The sequence below is a fragment of the Flavobacterium psychrotolerans genome (assembly GCF_003097635.1).
Lineage (GTDB): Bacteria > Bacteroidota > Bacteroidia > Flavobacteriales > Flavobacteriaceae > Flavobacterium > Flavobacterium psychrotolerans.
In genome coordinates, this window is sequence record NZ_QCZI01000001.1 from 222440 (window position 1) to 240025 (window position 17586).

At 38.0% G+C, this 17586-nt stretch carries 19 protein-coding genes; 14 read left to right on the plus strand and 5 right to left on the minus strand.

Annotation, left to right across the window (positions count from 1 at the left end; translation table 11 throughout):
- Positions 1 to 39: 39 nt before the first annotated feature.
- From DB895_RS01005 to DB895_RS01020, 4 genes are all read right to left on the minus strand, one after another.
- Entirely contained in the window at positions 40 to 1311 is a 1272-nt protein-coding gene (locus DB895_RS01005; protein WP_116723478.1) for a glucose-1-phosphate adenylyltransferase, read from the minus strand.
- Positions 1312 to 1344: 33 nt separating this feature from the next.
- A complete protein-coding gene (gene glgA, locus DB895_RS01010) occupies positions 1345 to 2571 on the minus strand; it encodes a glycogen synthase (RefSeq protein WP_116723479.1) in 1227 nt (408 codons plus the stop codon).
- 258 nt (positions 2572 to 2829) lie between these two features.
- Positions 2830 to 3384 (minus strand): thioredoxin family protein, encoded by a 555-nt coding sequence (locus DB895_RS01015; RefSeq protein ID WP_116723480.1) that lies wholly within the window; start codon positions 3382 to 3384, stop codon positions 2830 to 2832.
- 155 nt (positions 3385 to 3539) lie between these two features.
- Positions 3540 to 5669 (minus strand): M3 family metallopeptidase, encoded by a 2130-nt coding sequence (locus DB895_RS01020; RefSeq protein ID WP_116723481.1) that lies wholly within the window; start codon positions 5667 to 5669, stop codon positions 3540 to 3542.
- Positions 5670 to 5845: 176 nt separating this feature from the next.
- Here DB895_RS01020 and DB895_RS01025 point away from each other — a divergent pair, with 176 nt between their 5' ends.
- The 8 genes from DB895_RS01025 (at position 5846) to DB895_RS01060 (ending at position 11362) form a co-directional block, all read left to right on the plus strand.
- On the plus strand, positions 5846 to 6289 hold the full coding sequence (locus DB895_RS01025) for a DUF1569 domain-containing protein (protein WP_116723482.1): 444 nt from the start codon (positions 5846 to 5848) through the stop codon (positions 6287 to 6289).
- A gap of 97 nt (positions 6290 to 6386) precedes the next feature.
- Complete coding sequence (gene trmD / locus DB895_RS01030) at positions 6387 to 7067, plus strand: tRNA (guanosine(37)-N1)-methyltransferase TrmD (RefSeq protein ID WP_116723483.1); 681 nt, start codon at positions 6387 to 6389, stop codon at positions 7065 to 7067.
- 146 nt (positions 7068 to 7213) lie between these two features.
- A complete protein-coding gene (rplS, locus tag DB895_RS01035; protein WP_116723484.1) occupies positions 7214 to 7564 on the plus strand; it encodes a 50S ribosomal protein L19 in 351 nt (116 codons plus the stop codon).
- A 226-nt stretch (positions 7565 to 7790) separates the two neighbouring features.
- A complete protein-coding gene (locus DB895_RS01040) occupies positions 7791 to 9014 on the plus strand; it encodes an NADP-dependent isocitrate dehydrogenase (RefSeq protein WP_116723485.1) in 1224 nt (407 codons plus the stop codon).
- 172 nt (positions 9015 to 9186) lie between these two features.
- Positions 9187 to 9612, plus strand: a complete 426-nt coding sequence (locus DB895_RS01045) for an SRPBCC family protein (RefSeq protein WP_116723486.1) — start codon at positions 9187 to 9189, stop codon at positions 9610 to 9612.
- Positions 9613 to 9625: 13 nt separating this feature from the next.
- Positions 9626 to 10054, plus strand: a complete 429-nt coding sequence (locus DB895_RS01050) for a DUF6157 family protein (RefSeq protein WP_116723487.1) — start codon at positions 9626 to 9628, stop codon at positions 10052 to 10054.
- A 1-nt stretch (position 10055) separates the two neighbouring features.
- Positions 10056 to 10496: a VOC family protein gene (locus DB895_RS01055; protein ID WP_116723488.1), complete on the plus strand. Its 441-nt coding sequence runs from the start codon at positions 10056 to 10058 to the stop codon at positions 10494 to 10496.
- A 26-nt stretch (positions 10497 to 10522) separates the two neighbouring features.
- Complete coding sequence (locus DB895_RS01060) at positions 10523 to 11362, plus strand: VOC family protein (RefSeq protein ID WP_116723489.1); 840 nt, start codon at positions 10523 to 10525, stop codon at positions 11360 to 11362.
- Between the two features lie 135 nt (positions 11363 to 11497).
- On the opposite strand, the gene DB895_RS01065 is transcribed toward DB895_RS01060, so the two are convergent.
- Positions 11498 to 12394 carry a helix-turn-helix domain-containing protein gene (locus tag DB895_RS01065; protein WP_116723490.1) on the minus strand — a complete coding sequence of 299 codons (897 nt, stop codon included), beginning with the start codon at positions 12392 to 12394 and terminating at the stop codon, positions 11498 to 11500.
- A 174-nt stretch (positions 12395 to 12568) separates the two neighbouring features.
- On the opposite strand from DB895_RS01065, the gene DB895_RS01070 reads away from it, so the two are divergent.
- From DB895_RS01070 to DB895_RS01095, 6 genes are all read left to right on the plus strand, one after another.
- Positions 12569 to 13420, plus strand: coding sequence for an aldo/keto reductase (locus DB895_RS01070; RefSeq protein ID WP_116723650.1), 852 nt, complete (start codon positions 12569 to 12571; stop codon positions 13418 to 13420).
- A gap of 43 nt (positions 13421 to 13463) precedes the next feature.
- On the plus strand, positions 13464 to 14612 hold the full coding sequence (locus tag DB895_RS01075) for an aldo/keto reductase (protein WP_116723491.1): 1149 nt from the start codon (positions 13464 to 13466) through the stop codon (positions 14610 to 14612).
- A gap of 120 nt (positions 14613 to 14732) precedes the next feature.
- A complete protein-coding gene (locus DB895_RS01080) occupies positions 14733 to 15104 on the plus strand; it encodes a nuclear transport factor 2 family protein (protein ID WP_116723492.1) in 372 nt (123 codons plus the stop codon).
- A gap of 12 nt (positions 15105 to 15116) precedes the next feature.
- Complete coding sequence (locus DB895_RS01085; RefSeq protein WP_116723493.1) at positions 15117 to 16097, plus strand: aldo/keto reductase; 981 nt, start codon at positions 15117 to 15119, stop codon at positions 16095 to 16097.
- A gap of 10 nt (positions 16098 to 16107) precedes the next feature.
- Positions 16108 to 16941, plus strand: a complete 834-nt coding sequence (locus DB895_RS01090) for an SDR family oxidoreductase (protein ID WP_116723651.1) — start codon at positions 16108 to 16110, stop codon at positions 16939 to 16941.
- 74 nt (positions 16942 to 17015) lie between these two features.
- The gene (locus tag DB895_RS01095; protein WP_116723652.1) at positions 17016 to 17585 is read left to right on the plus strand and encodes an NAD(P)H-binding protein; all 570 of its coding nucleotides are present in this window, start codon (positions 17016 to 17018) and stop codon (positions 17583 to 17585) included.
- Position 17586 lies beyond the last annotated feature (1 nt).

A 17586-nucleotide genomic window follows, 5' to 3' on the forward strand; every position in this document is an offset into this window, starting at 1 on the left:
ATCCCAAAACAAGTTTTGGGATTCTTTTAGTTATTGGAATTATATCGTAAATCCATCGGGCAATGTCACCCCTTTTTTAATCACAATTATTCCGTCCTTAATCGTATATAAATTAGTATTAGTGTTTTCTAAGTGTTTCCCTCCGTTTAAGTGAACATCATTTCCAATCCTACAGTTTTTATCGACAATAGTGTTATTGATGATACAGCGTTCGCCAATACCAACATTAATGATATTATATTTAATATTTACTCTGATTTCATCTAAATTTTGATAAAAATCATTACCCATAAGATAAGAATTTGAAATAGTTGACCCATGACCTATCCTACTTCGAATTCCAATTACCGAATGCTCAATTTTAGCCCCATTGATGATGCAACCCTCCGTGACAATTGATTTGTCAAAAATGGATGCTCCAGTTATTTTTGATGGTGGCAAAACCCTTTCCCGGGTATAGATTCTACTGGAATTATCAAAAAGATTGAATTTAGGTATATCGTCGGTTAAACCTAGATTGGCTTCAAAAAACGAATCGATATTTCCGATATCAGTCCAATAGCCTTCATATTGGTAACTTAGTATTTTTTGCTTTCCAATGGCTTGTGGAATAATTTCTTTTCCAAAATCTTTGGTGTCAGAATTCGACATTAGCTCCACCAATAAGTCCCTATTAAAAATATAAATTCCCATAGAAGCCAGATAAAGTTTGCCTTCGGCTTTCATTTCATCACTCACTTCCGATGTCCAATCAGGCAACAATTCAGGAGCTGGTTTTTCAATAAAAGAAGTAATGAAATTTTCGGAGTCAGTTTTTAAAATTCCAAATTCTGGGGCATCTTTATCATTTACCGGCAAAGTGGCAATGGTTATTGAAGCATCGCTTAATTCGTGCGCTTTTATCATATCGTTAAAATTCATCTGATACAATTGATCACCAGATAAAATTAAAGCATAATCAAAATCATGGTTCATAAAATGTTTCATACATTGGCGCACCGCATCCGCAGTTCCTTGAAACCAAGTTGGATTATCAGGTGTTTGTTCTGCCGCCAAAATATCCACAAAGGCAGTACTAAAAGTACTAAAATGATAGGTATTCTTGATATGCTGATTCAGTGAAGCAGAATTGAATTGGGTTAAAACAAACATTCTTGTAATGTTTGAATTAATGCAATTGGAAATTGGAATATCCACCAATCGGTATTTTCCTGCAATCGGCACGGCTGGCTTGGAGCGATTTTCGGTCAATGGCGCTAATCTTGAGCCTTGACCGCCACCTAAGATGATGGCTAATGTACTTTTGTTCATTTTTTTTATAAATTTAAGTTTATATTTGAATTGTTAGGCATGTTCCTTTTCAAATCTGGAAATCACTTCCTCATAATACTTAAAAGTGGTTTTGGCGATGGATTCCCAACTGAATTTTTCCAGCACTTTTAATCTACCCGCTTTACCCATTCTTGAAGCCAGATTTTCATCGTCCAGAAGCAGGTTTACTTTGGCGGCAAAATCTTTTTGGAACCCTTCAGGGTCGGCGGGGTTAAAATTGGTTCTTGAAACGCTTTGTAACGGAACCAAAAAACCAGTGGTTCCTTCAACAATGATTTCTGGTATTCCGCCCACGGCGCTGCCCACTACGGGAGTTTCACAAGCCATCGCTTCGAGGTTAATTATCCCAAAAGGTTCATAAAGGGAAGGACAAGCAAAAACGCGCGCATGACTGTAAAGCACTTTTATTTTATCGCGCGAAAGCATTTCTGATATTAAAATGACCCCATCCCTTTCGGCAAGTAAATTAGCGATGAGTGCTTCGATTTCTGCAGCAATTTCAGGGGTATCTGGAGCTCCGGCACAAAGGACTACCTGACAGTTTTTGTTAAAATGTTTGGCTGCGCTAATCAATTGGGAAATTCCTTTTTGACGCGTAATGCGACCGACGAAAAGCACAAAAGGAACCGTTGGGTCAATTCCATACTCAACGAGCAATTCGCTGTCGAATGTAGGCTTATAAAATTCGGGATCAATTCCGTTATGAATCACGGTTACTTTTTCGGGATCAACACCATACGCCTCGATGACGTCTTGTTTCATCTGTTGGCTCACAGCAATAATCCCGTCGGATGTTTTATAGGCTTGTTGCTCAATCCAGCGCGAAAGAAAATAGCCATTTCCTAGTTGTTCCACTTTCCAAGGGCGATGCGTTTCCAGACTATGGGTAGTCAGTAAGAGCGGCACCTGCAAAAGTTCACGCGAAAATATCCCTGCGAGGTGGCTGTACCAAGTATGGCAGTGAATGATATCAGCATCTGGCGTGTGCTGTGCCATTTCAACATTTCGACTTAGGTTTTGAAACATTTTGATGTGCGGGTTGCTATCATCTGTCATTTTGGTAAGTGAAACGTTAACCCCCAATACATGCATATTTTCGGTATCTTCAGATTGATTACCAAAACAACGCACCTCAACTTTTCCTAATTTGGCTAATTCCTGACTAAGAAAGTCAATGTGTACACCTGCTCCCCCGTATATATTAGGTGGGAATTCATTTGTAAAAAGAGCTATTTTCATTTAGTAATTTTTAGATTTTTATAATTTATAAAATCAATACGTCATTATGGATTTGAATAACTGCCTTTACTTGATGAGGCAAACTTCAACCTCATACTCAATTTGTATGTTTTCTTAAAAAAAAATAAAAGTATGAAATATATGGGACTTTCTTACATTTTCCTGTATATATAAACGATACAAGAAGAGTTGTAATGGTATTATTTTAAGAAAAATAGCTGCAGATGCTCTATTGCACTACACCATTTATAATTTAAACTATTTCCATTTGATGTTGCAACCCATACTTGGTTTTTGTGGCGAAGCCAAGGTTCTGTTATAAATGACGGCATCAATGGCGCCTCTGAGATCGCTTCCGCTCAAAGGGATTCCGTTTCCGGGTCGAGAATCATCTAACTGGCCGTGATAAAACAAGTTGTCCTGAACATCAAAAAGGAAAATATCAGGCGTGCAAGCCGCATGAAATGCCTTGGCTACTTCTTGGTTTTCGTCGTATAAATAGGGAAATTCCATTTTGTGTTTGAACGCAAATTCGGTCATTAATTCAGGGCCATCTTGTGGGTATTTTAGGATGTCATTGCTGGAAATGGCTATTATACCCAGACCTTGCACCCTATAATCATTGGCGATTCGAATGATTTCTTCCATGACATGAAGCACAAACGGACAATGGTTGCAAATAAAAAACACTAAAGTGCCTTTAGCCCCTTTCAGTTCATCATAGGAATATTCAAAACTCGAATTGGTGTCTTTTAATTTAAATTTAGGAGCTGGAGTTCCCAGCGTCAATGGACTTGAAAGTGTTTTTGACATGGTATGTTGAGAATTTGTTGTTAGGCTTTGCTTGTTTAAATCCCAGCATTAGCATCTAAATTTAAGAAAAAATATGTAAACTTTTTTTTAGGACGTGACACAGACTCAAATTATGTTTTAAAACCGCTTCTTCCAAAATTTTACCTAAAAAATTATCACTTTTCAGACAAACCTGAATTTCTTAAATACGGTTCTATTTGCATGTCATGCCCTATGAAATCTTTGAAGGCTTTGTTTAAATCTACGCTGTTCCCTACGGACAGAATGTATTTTCTAAAATGCTCACAATTGGCTCTGGTCATACCTCCGTTGGCTTCCATCCAATCAAAAGCATTGTAATCTAATGTTTTAGACCAAGTATAGGCATAGTAGCCCGCGGAATATCCTCCACTCCAAATGTGCGCGAAATAAGGAGTATGGTATCGGGTTGGAACTTCGTTGACCAACAAGCCATATTTTTGAAGGGCTTCGTTTTCGAAAGCCAGTGTCGGTTTAAAATCCGATTCCTGTTCTACGCTGTGCCAAGCCATGTCTAGGGTTGATGCGGCCAACAATTCGGTTAGTTGGTATCCTTTATTGAAGGTTTCGGCCTTTTTAATTTTGTCTATCAACGCCTGCGGGATGACTTCTTTGGTTTGGTAATGAAGGGCATAATTCTTTAAGACCGTTGGGTCTAATGCCGCATGCTCATTGATTTGAGAAGGGAATTCTACATAATCCCGCGGCACGGAAGTCCCGGAAAGACTGACATAGTTTTGATTTGCAAACAGCCCGTGCAGCGTATGCCCAAACTCATGAAACATTGTTGTTACATCGTCAAAACTGACCAAGGATGGATTTCCATTTATGGGTTTTGCAAAATTATACACGTTTACAATAACCGGTTTTTGTTTTAAATAATGCGATTGACTCACAAAATTATTCATCCATGCGCCTCCGTTTTTATTATCACGGGTGTAAAAATCCAAATAATAAATGGCTATGGAGGTTCCGTCATTGTCAAACACTTCATAGACTACAACGTCTGGATGATACACCGGCAAATCTTTTCTTTCCTTAAACGTGATGCCGTACATTTGTTTGGCAGCGAAAAACACCCCTTTTTCTAATACATTGGTGATTTCGAAATACGGTTTTATTTGACTTTCGTCTAAATCGTATTTCGCTTTTCGCACTTGCTCAGAATAAAAATCCCAATCCCAAGGCTCTAATTTGAACCTGCCGTTTTGAACGTCAATTAAATCTTGAATGGCCTTGGCCTCCTCTTGGGCTTTGGCTACTGCCGGCTTTGCAATTTTGGACAACAAGTCCATGGCCGCTTCTAGTTTCTGGGCCATTTGGTCTTGCAGCCTCCATTCGGCAAAACTTTTCTTACCCATTAATTGTGCTTTTTGCAAACGCAATCTCGCCATTTTTTCCAGGACTTCACGCGTATCGCCTTCGTCGTTTCTCTCGGCGCGATTCCAAGAGGCCTTAAATATTTTTTCTCTAGTGGCTCTGTTGGTTAGACTGGGCAGCAAGGGCTGTTGGGTGGTATTCAATAATCCGATGAGATATTTTCCTTCTTGCCCAGCCTCTTTGGCTTGGGCTTGAGCCGATGCCATTTCATCGATGCTTAAACCCGCTAAATCATTTGCGTTATCAAACAAAACAGCTCCGTTTTTTCGGGCAATTAATAACTTGTTACTGTAAAGTGTGCTTAAACTAGCCAACTCTTCATTGATTTTTTTCATTTTTTCTTTATCTGCCGGCGATAAATTGGCTCCTGCCAATTCAAATTGCTGCAAATAATACTCGGTCAGTTTTTTGTCTTCACCTTTTAAAGTGGCGACATCTAATGCTTTGATACGATTGTATATTTTGCTGTTTAAATATATTTTGTCATTATGGGCTGAAAAAATGGGGGCATATTCTTCCTCTATAGCCTGCAAAGTTGGGTTGGTGTTTGATCCCGTCAGGTTATAAAAAACCCCAGTTGCCCTAGTTAAATCTAAACCACTAGTCTCTAATGCCAACACCGTATTTTGAAACGTGGGTTGGGCAGGATTGTTTGCAATTTTCTCTATTTCTTCATCATGAATTTTTAAACCATATTCAAAAGCGGGTTTGAAATGTTCGTCTTTAATTAAATTAAAAGGCGGTGCTTGGTATTGCAACGTACTTTTCTGTAAAAGCGGATTCGTCATTTTAATGGATTTGTTTTGTGCATAAAGTGTTTGAACTTGAGATAAGGCAATGCAGACAATCATACTGCTTGCCATGATTATTCTTGAAAAAATTTGCATAAGAAAGGATTCGTTTAATAAAAGATAAATGTAATTGAAAAAACAGTGATATAGTCCCGAAAAATTGTTAAGAATTTGTTTTGACAACACTCCATATCTTTCTGCCTCCCTAAAAACAGAACATACCTTCTAAAAAAATATACATTATATTTGCGCTTCATTTAAATACAAAAAATATGAACTCCATTTTTGACAGTGCTGGAAATGAGGCCATGATTGTTCGAATAAATAAGCTGATTCCCGAAAGCCAGCCTTTGTGGGGAAAAATGTCAGTTGACCAGATGCTGAAACATACTGATGCTGCAGTTGAAGTTGCTTTTGGCACGAAGCAACTTAAAATAAATTTCTTGATGAAATTTTTAGGTAAGATGCTTAAAAACAAAGTCTTTAATTCGGAATTTAAAAAAAATAGTCCGACAGCCCCCGAATTTATTTTCTCTGATAAATATGATTTTGAAACTTCAAAAAAAGATTTAATTGAAAAATTTAGTCGTTTCGCACAGGGACATCAATCCATAAAAATAATGAAACATCCGTTTTGGGGAGCAATGAACTATGACGAATGGGATTTGCTAATGTGGAAACATTTAGACCATCACTTAAAACAATTTGGAGTATAATAAAAATACTGATAAAAGAAGACATGCTAATAATTTACCTTCTTTTCTCTTTTCCAATTAACCTTAGTACCTTTGCACTCTTATAAATATACATAAAATGCGGATTGACATTATTACTGTTTTACCTGAATTATTAAAAAGTCCGTTTGAAGCTTCTATCATGAAGCGTGCTATTGAAAAAGGGATTGTGGAAGTTCACATTCATAATTTACGGGATTACACCACAAACAAACAGAAAAGTGTTGATGATTACCCCTTTGGTGGTGGTGCCGGAATGGTGATGACCGTGCAGCCTATTGACGCCTGTATCACACATTTGAAAAGCGAACGCACCTATGACGAAATTATCTATATGTCGCCAGACGGGGAAACGCTGAACCAAAAAATGGCAAACACCATGTCACTCTACAAAAATATTATCATTCTTTGTGGACATTATAAGGGAGTAGATCAAAGAGTTCGCGATCATTTTATCACGAAGGAGATTTCTATTGGCGATTATGTTTTGTCTGGCGGAGAACTTGGTGCTTTGGTAGTGTCGGATGCTTTAATTCGATTGATTCCGGGTGTTTTGAGTGACGAAACTTCGGCTTTAACTGACAGTTTTCAGGACGGCCTGTTATCAGGCCCCATTTATACTCGTCCTGCCGATTATAAAGGATGGAAAGTTCCCGATGTTTTAACCAGCGGTCATTTCGCCAAAATAGATAAATGGCGTGAGGATATGGCCTATGAACACACGAAGAACAGACGTCCGGACTTGTTAAATGAGTCTTAAAGTCATTAATGTAAAAACATAGGTAATCTTTCGACTTTTAACTTGTGACTTTCGACTTTTTTAAATACTTTTGCGCCCACATTAGACCAACCTCTGGCGAAGTCCGCGAATGTTGCTCCAATTTAAAACCATAATTAAAAAATATCATGGCAGATTTAATGAAATTCGTTCAAGACGAATTCGTAACAAGAAAAGATTTCCCTGTATTCGGAGCTGGTGATACCATCACAGTGTACTACGAAATTAAAGAGGGTGAAAAAACAAGAACACAGTTTTTTAAAGGTGTTGTTATTCAAAGAAGAGGTTCTGGAAACACAGAAACTTTTACGATTCGTAAAATGTCAGGTGCTGTAGGAGTTGAGCGTATCTTCCCGGTAAACTTGCCAGCTTTGCAAAAAGTAGAGATTAACAAAAAAGGTCATGTTCGTAGAGCTAGAATTTTCTACTTTAGAGAACTTACTGGTAAAAAAGCTAAGATTAGAGATAAAAGAAGATAGTTCGCTTTCTTCTTATAAAAAAGTTCCGATGTACTATTGGAACTTTTTTTTTGACAAAAATCTACCTGTAAATTATCATATTCTCTTTTTAAGGTACTGATAATCCCAATTTCATAATTTAACAGATACTAATAAAAACAAAAGGGAATCCATTTCTCTATTACGATATCGTTTCATTATATTTGCTGACAATTAAAAAAAAACGTACAAACCTCATAACTAAAGCATGGCAAAAATTAAAGTAGTCAATCCAATTGTAGAGTTGGATGGAGATGAAATGACACGAATTATTTGGTCATTCATTAAAGAAAAATTAATTCTTCCTTATCTGGAATTAGACATTAAATATTACGATTTAGGAATTGAAAGCCGGGAAGCTACTAAAGACCAAATCACGATTGATTCGGCTGAAGCCATCAAAAAATACAATGTGGGCATCAAATGTGCCACCATTACACCAGATGAAGATCGCGTGAAAGAATTTAACCTTTCTAAAATGTGGAAATCTCCAAACGGAACCATTCGGAACATCGTGGGGGGTACTGTTTTTCGCGAGCCTATCATTATGAGCAACGTACCAAGATACGTAAAAGGCTGGACAAAACCAATCGTTATTGGTCGTCATGCTTTTGGAGATCAATACAAAGCTACAGATACGGTTATCAAAGGAAAAGGAAAATTAACCATGACTTTTGTCCCAGAAGTAGGTGAAACCAAAACTTGGGAAGTATATGATTATGAAGGGGATGGCGTTGCTATGGCAATGTACAACACCGACGAAAGCATCTACGGATTTGCCCATTCTTCCTTCCAGATGGCATTGACTAAAAAATGGCCGTTGTTCCTTTCTACAAAAAACACGATTTTAAAAGCCTATGACGGACGTTTCAAAGATATTTTTGAAGAAGTGTATCAAGGACATTACAAAGCCGAATTTGAAAAAGAAGGGATTACTTATGAACACCGATTGATTGACGACATGGTAGCCTCTTGTATGAAATGGAGTGGCGGATTTGTTTGGGCCTGTAAAAACTACGATGGAGACGTACAATCAGATACCGTAGCGCAAGGTTTTGGTTCACTTGGATTAATGACGTCTGTATTAGTAACACCAGACGGAAAAACAGTAGAAGCCGAAGCGGCTCACGGGACGGTAACACGTCACTACAGAGAACACCAAAAAGGTAGAGCCACTTCTACCAATCCAATCGCATCCATTTTTGCTTGGACCAGAGGTTTGGAACATCGAGGAAAACTAGACGGAAACCAAGAATTAATTGATTTTTGCCTGAAACTAGAAGACGTTTGCGTGGAAACCGTAGAAAGCGGAAAAATGACTAAAGACTTGGCAATGTTAGTAAAACCAGAAGGTTTAACTGCTGCTGATTATTTAACCACCGAAGGTTTCTTAGAAGCAATAAAAGAAAATTTAGAAGCTAAATTAGGGTAATATTTTTTTTTAAGATTATAATTGTAAGACGACTGGAAACAGTCGTCTTTTTTGTTTCTCAATAACGTAATATACAATAAAAAAACTGAATACTCAAACCAAAATATTCATTATCAAGCATTTGAATTTTTTAATATTCGTTACATTTGTTATAATGTAAAATAGTTTAAAAATGAAAACTAAAGAATCCATCACGGTAGAAACCCTTGTAAAAGCCTCAATCGAGAAAATATGGCGGTTTTGGACAAGTCCCGAACACATAAAAAAGTGGAATAATGCTTCCGAAGATTGGCATACGACAAGATCGGAAAACGATTTAAGAATTGGAGGAAAATTTCTTTTTAGAATGGAAGCCAAAGATGGCAGTTTCGGTTTTGATTTTGAAGGAATTTATGATGTGATTATAACAAATGAAAAAATTAGTTACACCCTTTTAGATGATAGGAAAGTGACTGTTTTGTTTGTACAAATAGAAAACGGTGTGAAAATTATAGAAATTTTTGATGCTGAAGAGGAAAACACTCCCGAATTGCAAAAACAAGGTTGGCAGGCCATTTTAAATAATTTCAAAACTTACGTTGAAAAATCAATGAAATAAAAAAACAGTTAGAATGGCAACTCAAAAAACACATACTACAAATTTTATAAATACTTTTATTGAAGTTGCAACCGATTGCCCGGTACAATTAGCCAAATTTCCGCAAATAAAAACTGACATTCAAACGGTGGCAAATATTCAATTCGAAATGGTGGCGCATAATCCCTACAAATACACTTCTGATGAGGTCATCTTTCAGGTATTTGTTACAAAAAATAAAATAACGAGCACTACTCTTCAATTAGAAAAAGAAATATTTTTCTCGAAAGGACATGCGTGTTTCAGGTGTTCGCCACTAACAAAACGATACGGCTGGGGTCTACACTGTAACGAAAACGGGAAGATTGCCCTTTACGCATTAGAATCTGATGAGTACAAAAAACTATCAAAAGACAAAAATCTCACCATTGTAAAAGCAATGAGAACAACTAAAATTAAATAATATGGCACGAGTAAGCACTTACCTCAATTTCCCTCGAAATACCGAGGAAGCATTCCAATTTTACAAATCCGTTTTTGGAGGAGAATTTGGCAATGGCGGAATTGCACGTTTTGGCGATATTCCTCATCAAGAAGGCATGCCACCAATGGCGGAAGAAGATAAAAAACTGGTGATGCACATTGAATTACCCATCCTTGGCGGTCATGTTTTAATGGCAACCGATGCTCCTGAATCATTGGGTTTTAAAGTGATTTTTGGAAATAATTCCTATATAAATCTTGAACCGGATACCAAATCAGAAACCAAGAAATTATTCGATGCTTTGTCTGCGGGCGGAACCATAACTATGGAATTACAAGATATGTTTTGGGGTGCTTATTATGGAAGTTGCACCGATAAATTTGGTGTAAATTGGATGTTTAATTGTGCGAATGAATCGTAAATTATTCCCTTTTTAAATTGGAAAAAATGAAAAAAAATCTCTACCCTTGTTTGTGGTTTGATGGCAATGCCAAAGCAGCCGCAGATTTTTATTGCTCGATTTTCAACCATTCAAAAATAATAAATGACAACCCCATGGTGGTGCGTTTTGAAATTGAAGGTGCGCTAATAATGGGGTTAAATGGCGGGCCAATGTTCAAAATAAACCCATCCATTTCACTTTTTGTTACTTGCGAAACCAATGAAGAGATAGAGACAATTTGGAACAAACTCATAGCTGGTGGTAGCGCCATGATGCCTTTAGACCAATATCCCTGGAGCAAAAAATACGGTTGGGTGGTTGATAAATTTGGAATGACTTGGCAGTTAATGTTGGGGGAAATACCGGCTGGTGGACAAAAAATAATTCCTAATTTTCTTTTTACAGGCAAACAATATGGTCGAGCCCAAGAAGCCATAAAACAGTACACTTCCATTTTTACAAATTCAAAAATACAGCAGCTACAAATTTATGAAGCCGGAGAACCGCAACAGGAAGGGAATTTAAAATTTGGACATTTTACTTTGCAAAATGAATTATTTGCTGCAATGGATGGTTTTGGCGAACACGAATTCCAGTTTAACGAAGGACTTTCTATAGTTGTTGAATGTGAAACACAAGACGAAATTGACTATTATTGGAACAAATTGACGGAAGACGGAAGCGAAGGCCAATGCGGCTGGCTTAAGGACAAGTTTGGCGTTTCTTGGCAAATTGTGCCGACAATTTTAAGTGAATTAATGTCGGATGCTGAAAAAGCACCCAGAGTCATTCAAGCTTTTTTGAAAATGAAAAAATTTGACATTGAGGCCTTATTGAATGCGTAAATTAAATAGTTATGAAAAATATGGATATGCAAACAAAAACTGCACATTAAGTTAAGCTACATTTTTATAATTAATTTGATTGTTAAATTCTTCAATAGTTGCATAATTCAAAGCAGAATGTCCACTTTTCTCCTGCTAATTCAATAATCTATATTCATTAGGGGTGTAACCTGTACTCTTTTTAAACATTCGATTAAAATGTTGAGGGTATTTAAAACCAAGTTCGAAGGCTACTTGGCTAATTGATTTTTCGGTATCGAAAACTTTTTCCTTGGCCACGTCCATCAATTTTAATTGGATGTGTTCCTGAGCCGATTTTCCGGTCTCTTTTTTGATCAAATCGCCAAAATAATTTGGGGAAAGATGCAAACGATCCGCAAAATAAGCCACTGAAGGCAATCCCAAATCCTTTGTGGTTTCCAATTGGAAATAATCGTTCAACAAGTGTTCAAATTTGGACAGGATATCGGTGTTGATGTTTTCGCGGGTAATAAACTGTCTATCGTAAAAACGAACACAATAGTTCAACAACAATTCGATATTGTTGACCATAATACTTTTGCTGTGTTTGTCTATTGATTGCTCCAATTCATATTCCAGTTTGCCAAACAAGTCTTTAATGATTTGTTGCTCTTTCAAAGACAAATGAAGCGCCTCGTTCGATTCATACGAAAAGAAGGAATACTGGCTCATTTGTTTTCCCAGTGTTGTTCCCTTAATTAAATCGGGATGAAAAAGAAGAGCCAAGCCCGAAGGTTGGTAATTTTCTTCGTTATTCACTTCCAAAACTTGTCCCGGGGCAACAAAAACCATCGTTCCCTCATCATAGTCATAAGTATTTCTTCCGTATTTCAATTCTCCGCAATGAACAGCCTTCAAAAAAATAGCATACAACCCAAAATGAATTCGACAGTGATTTGGAAATGCATTCGCATTCGAATTGTCAAAAACAGTTATTAAAGGGTGTTGGGTTTCTATGCCTTTTATTGTATTGTGTTGGGAGATATTTTCAAGTTTTATAATCGTATCCATATTGTTTTCCTTAAATTTATAGTACAAATATACTACCCAGATTGTTAAGATGTTAGCCTAAATCTCCAAATCAGTAATAATGGTACTAACATCCGTAATCTGTATACCAAACAACACCAATTCTTGCAGGAACTTTGTACCATCAAAAAATTACCATCAAAAAATCATTTAAAAATGGAAAATATAAAATTAAACAACGGAATTGAAATGCCTCTTTTGGGGTTTGGTGTTTTTCAAATTCCAGATGCAGTTGAATGCGAAAAAGCAGTCATAAATGCTATCGAAATTGGTTATCGATTAATCGACACAGCGGCTTCCTACATGAATGAGGAAGCCGTTGGTAAAGCCATTAAAAAAAGTGGCGTGGCTAGAGAGGAACTTTTTATCACGACCAAACTTTGGGTTCAAGACGCGGGTTATGAAAAAACACTGGAAGCATTTGAAAAATCATTGAAGAAGTTACAATTGGATTACCTGGATTTATACCTGATTCATCAACCTTATGGAGACGTGTTTGGTTCTTGGCGAGCTATGCAGGAATTGTATGCTGAAGGAAAAGTAAAAGCTATAGGAGTTGCCAATTTTCATCCGGACAGAGTAATGGATTTGGTGGTAAATAGTGGTTTTACCCCTGCCATAAACCAAATTGAAACGCATCCTTTTTGTCAACAAATTGAAACACAATCTTTCCTTGGTAAAAATAATGTACAAATTCAATCTTGGGGTCCGTTTGCCGAAGGGAAAAACAACATTTTCCAGAATGAAGTTTTAGCGACAATTGGTGGCAAGTACAATAAATCCGTAGCACAGGTCATTCTTCGTTGGTTGACGCAAAGAGGCGTAGTTGCCATTCCAAAATCAGTTCGCAAAGAAAGAATGGTCGAGAATTTCAACATTTTTGATTTTGAACTATCAGCAGATGATTTGCAAGCCATTGCTGCATTGGACACCAACGAAAGTTTGTTTTTTGACCACAGAAACCCGGAAATGGTGAAATGGCTGAGCGAAAGAAAGCTGGATTTATAATAAAATTACTATTAACCGAAACATTTATCGAAAAAACATAATTATGAATCGAAGAAACCTTTTAAAAACAGCCGGACTTGCTATGGCAGGAAGTGCCTTATTGCCTTTCTCCTCTTCTGCACAAACCCTTAATCTTGAATCTAAACCTTTTGGAAACGACAATGCTCCACAACCCCTTTCGGGAAAGAGAAAATTAGGTAGAACATTGGAAGTTTCCAGCATTGGTTTGGGTGTCCAGAATATGAGCAGAACCTATCAAACCACAATTCCATCACGACCAGAAATGCACAATATTATCAGAACCGCCTTTGATAATGGAGTTACTTTTTTTGATGCCGCCGAAGCTTATGGTCCTTTGGAGGTTGAAAAAATACTTGGAGAAGGTTTAGCTCCAATACGTGATAAAGTAGTTGTTGCAACAAAGTTTGGATTTAATATTGGTGAAGATGGCAAACGTGTGCCGGGTGGCTTGAATAGTCAACCAGAGCATATTAAAAAAGTGGTTGAATCAATGTTAAAAAGACTTCGTACTGACAGAATTGATTTACTGTACCAACATCGTGTAGATCCGCAAGTTCCAATTGAAGATGTTGTTGGAGCCATAAAAGACCTCATCAAAGAAGGCAAAGTATTGAATTATGGTCTTTCTGAACCAGGAGAGCAAACTGTAAGAAGAGCACACAAAGAACATCCTGTTGCAGCAATTCAAAACGAATATTCTCTTTTATGGCGTGGCCCGGAAAAAACTATACTGCCACTTTGCGAAGAATTAGGAATTGGTTTTGTGCCTTGGAGTCCATTGGGTGTTGGATTTCTAACAGCTTCAATTGATGAAAACACCCACTTTGCCCAAGGCGACTTTAGAGGTTCTGAAACTCGCTTTTCTTCTGAAAATATTGCCAAAAATATGCCATTGGTTCACCTCTTAAAAAAATGGAGTGTACAAAAAGAAACCACTCCTGCACAAATTTCACTTGCTTGGTTATTGGCCCAAAAACCTTGGATAGCTCCAATTCCAGGAACTACACAAATGAATCATATGAAGGAAAATATTGGCGCAAGCAATCTGAAGTTTTCTTCGAATGAACTATTGAAATTTACCAATGAATTAAACACAATACAAATTACAGGTGATAGATTGCCAGCCGGCGTGCAAGCCATGTCGGGAGTAGAAGCACCATTGAAGAAGTAGTAAAACAGAAGATGGAATGAAGAATTATCCCAATGAAATTTAATAAAATTACTACTGTTATGTCTCCTTTTATATGCAACTACGGCTTTTTCACAAACAAGTTTTAAACCAAAAAACGCAATGGAAACTGATGATAAATCGCAAGTATTGGAGGTAACTCGCCAACTGACACAGTTGATGATTGACAAGGACATAGCAGGATTGAACAGAATTTTAGATATGCGCTTCACACTCACGCACATCACGGGATATGTGCAATCAAAAGCCGAATGGTTCTCCGAGATTGAAAGTGAGCGAATGAAATACTACTCCTATAAAGAAATAAAAACTACGGTGAAAATTGATGGAGACAAAACCACGTTTGTTGGTCAAAACCTTTTGGATGCGAGAATTTGGGGTACAAGAAACAACTGGCGTTTGCAACAAACGATGCAGCTTGAAAAACGCAATGGAAAATGGATTATCCTGAAATCGGTTGCCACCACATTTTAAAAAATAGAAATTATGGAAAAGAGAATATTAGGAAACAGCGGACTGGAAGTTTCCGCATTGGGAATGGGATGTATGGGATTGAGTTTTGGTTACGGCCCAGCAACTGACAAACAAAAAGCGATACAATTAATCAGGGAAGCCTACGAACAAGGAATTACTTTTTTTGACACGGCAGAAGCTTACGGCAAAGCCAATGAAAAATTGGTTGGCGAAGCCTTGTCACCATTTAGAAAAGAAGTAGTTATTGCGACCAAATTCGGGTTTCACGATGGCGATTCACACAAGGGATTAGACAGCAGTCCAAAACGGATTAGAGCGGTTGCCGACGAATCGTTAAGAAGATTAAAAACCGACGTGATTGATTTGTTCTACCAACATCGTGTTGACCCAAACGTACCAATGGAAGACGTTGCAGGAACCGTTAGAGACTTGATTCAGGAAGGAAAAGTAAAACACTTTGGACTTTCGGAAGCGGGCGTTGAATCCATTCGTAAAGCCCACGCGGTACAACCCGTGACGGCTTTGCAAAGCGAATATTCTATTTGGTGGAGAAAACCGGAACTAGAAATTTTACCAACATTGGAAGATCTGGGAATTGGTTTTGTCCCTTTCAGCCCATTGGGAAAAGGATTTTTGACGGGTGCTATCAATGAAAACACCCAATTTGATGCTTCCGATTTTCGAAATATCGTGCCCCGCTTTACTGAAGAAAACAGAAAGGCCAATCAAAAATTGGTCGAGCTTTTAGGTGCAATTGCCACGCAAAAAGAAGCCACACCGGCACAAATTGCCTTGGGATGGTTATTGTCACAAAAACCGTGGATTGTTCCTATTCCGGGAACGACAAAATCACATCGATTGACCGAAAATATTGGTGGTGCTTCCATTATTTTATCTACAGCTGATATTCAAGAAATTGATGAAGCTTTTGCCAAAACCAACGTTCAAGGTGACCGTTATCCGTCTCATTTGCAACAAAGAGTTGGAAAATAAAATTTATGTTATGAAAAAAACAAATGTTATTGTAGTTATCGGTGCCGGATCTATCGGTCAAGCCATCGCTCGCCGAGTGGGTGCCGGAAATCATATTTTACTGGCTGATTTAAGTCCGGTAAACAGCGATGCAGCCGCAAAAGTACTCAGTGATGCAGGCTTCAAAGTTAGTACAGCCATTGTTGATGTTTCTTCAAGGTCTTCGGTTCACGCATTGGTTGAAGCGGCTACCGCAATAGGTGGTGTTACAGGACTTATTCATGCTGCCGGCGTTTCACCCTCGCAAGCGCCACCATCCATTATTTTCAAAGTGGATTTATATGGAACTGCATTGGTGTTGGAAGAATTTGGCAATGTTATCGAAAGCGGTGGTTCCGGTGTGGTAATTGCTTCCCAATCGGGACATCGTTTACCTTCATTGACTCCCGAACAGGATAAAGCATTGGCAGCTACACCCACCGAAGAACTGCTTTCTCATCCCTTTTTGCAATCGGATGCCGTAGACAGTTCGCTCTTTGCCTACCAATTATCCAAAAGAGGAAATTCATTGCGCGTGAAGGCAGAAGCGGTACGCTGGGGAAAACGAGGAGCCAGAATCAATACCATTAGTCCTGGAATAATTATAACTCCGCTTGCCAACGACGAGTTGAATGGCCCTCGTGGGGAAAGTTACCGTAGAATGCTGGAAATTTCTCCTGCTGGTAGAGCAGGCACACCAGACGAAGTAGGTGTCGTTGGTGCTTTGTTGATGGGACGAGACGGTGCCTTTATTACCGGTAGTGATTTCTTGATGGATGGTGGAGTAACTTCTGCCTATTGGTATGGTGAATTGGCTCCGAAATGAAAAAAAAGCTCTTTATTACAACCGTACTATTTATGGCTTTATCCATAAGCGGACAAATAAATAAAAACAAAACAATGAAAAAAGTTCTAGTGATTGGAGCAAGCGGCAGTCTTGCAAAACATATAATTGATACGTTGAAAAATGTACCCGATCTCCACCTAACGCTATTGTCAAGAAGCAAAAGTCACATAGCAAATGACACGACCAACTGCACGGTTGTAGAAGCCGATGTAATGGATTATGCCAAACTAAAAAATGTAATTGCAGGACAAGACATCGTATATGTAAACCTTGCAGGAAATCTGGAAGCAATGTCAAAAAACATTGTAAAGGCAATGCAGGAAACTGGAGTGAAAAGAATTATTGCCATCAGTTCTATCGGCATTTATGAAACGCCTTTGAAACCTGTTTTAGTGCCTTACAGAAAGTTGGCAGACGTAATAGAAAGTTCGGGATTAGATTATACTATTTTGCGTCCCGACTGGTTTACCAATGGCAACGAAATTGATTATGCGCTTACTCACAAAGGCGAACCTGAAACCGGTTCAGCCATTTCCAGAAAAAGTATTGCCGCTTTTGTGGCTACACTTGTTCAAAATCCGGAATTACACAAAAACGAAAATTTGGGCATCAGCAAACCTTAAA

Coding starts and splice junctions, on each gene's coding strand:
- DB895_RS01060 (WP_116723489.1), top strand. CDS start 10,523: ATGAAAAAAAATCTCTACCCTTGTTTGTGGTTTGATGGCAATGCCAAA.
- DB895_RS01005 (WP_116723478.1), bottom strand. CDS start 1,311: ATGAACAAAAGTACATTAGCCATCATCTTAGGTGGCGGTCAAGGCTCA.
- DB895_RS01065 (WP_116723490.1), bottom strand. CDS start 12,394: ATGGATACGATTATAAAACTTGAAAATATCTCCCAACACAATACAATA.
- DB895_RS01055 (WP_116723488.1), top strand. CDS start 10,056: ATGGCACGAGTAAGCACTTACCTCAATTTCCCTCGAAATACCGAGGAA.
- DB895_RS01015 (WP_116723480.1), bottom strand. CDS start 3,384: ATGTCAAAAACACTTTCAAGTCCATTGACGCTGGGAACTCCAGCTCCT.
- DB895_RS01050 (WP_116723487.1), top strand. CDS start 9,626: ATGGCAACTCAAAAAACACATACTACAAATTTTATAAATACTTTTATT.
- trmD (WP_116723483.1), top strand. CDS start 6,387: ATGCGGATTGACATTATTACTGTTTTACCTGAATTATTAAAAAGTCCG.
- DB895_RS01085 (WP_116723493.1), top strand. CDS start 15,117: ATGGAAAAGAGAATATTAGGAAACAGCGGACTGGAAGTTTCCGCATTG.
- DB895_RS01045 (WP_116723486.1), top strand. CDS start 9,187: ATGAAAACTAAAGAATCCATCACGGTAGAAACCCTTGTAAAAGCCTCA.
- rplS (WP_116723484.1), top strand. CDS start 7,214: ATGGCAGATTTAATGAAATTCGTTCAAGACGAATTCGTAACAAGAAAA.
- DB895_RS01025 (WP_116723482.1), top strand. CDS start 5,846: ATGAACTCCATTTTTGACAGTGCTGGAAATGAGGCCATGATTGTTCGA.
- DB895_RS01020 (WP_116723481.1), bottom strand. CDS start 5,669: ATGCAAATTTTTTCAAGAATAATCATGGCAAGCAGTATGATTGTCTGC.
- DB895_RS01090 (WP_116723651.1), top strand. CDS start 16,108: ATGAAAAAAACAAATGTTATTGTAGTTATCGGTGCCGGATCTATCGGT.
- DB895_RS01070 (WP_116723650.1), top strand. CDS start 12,569: ATGGAAAATATAAAATTAAACAACGGAATTGAAATGCCTCTTTTGGGG.
- DB895_RS01040 (WP_116723485.1), top strand. CDS start 7,791: ATGGCAAAAATTAAAGTAGTCAATCCAATTGTAGAGTTGGATGGAGAT.
- DB895_RS01080 (WP_116723492.1), top strand. CDS start 14,733: ATGGAAACTGATGATAAATCGCAAGTATTGGAGGTAACTCGCCAACTG.
- DB895_RS01095 (WP_116723652.1), top strand. CDS start 17,016: ATGAAAAAAGTTCTAGTGATTGGAGCAAGCGGCAGTCTTGCAAAACAT.
- glgA (WP_116723479.1), bottom strand. CDS start 2,571: ATGAAAATAGCTCTTTTTACAAATGAATTCCCACCTAATATATACGGG.
- DB895_RS01075 (WP_116723491.1), top strand. CDS start 13,464: ATGAATCGAAGAAACCTTTTAAAAACAGCCGGACTTGCTATGGCAGGA.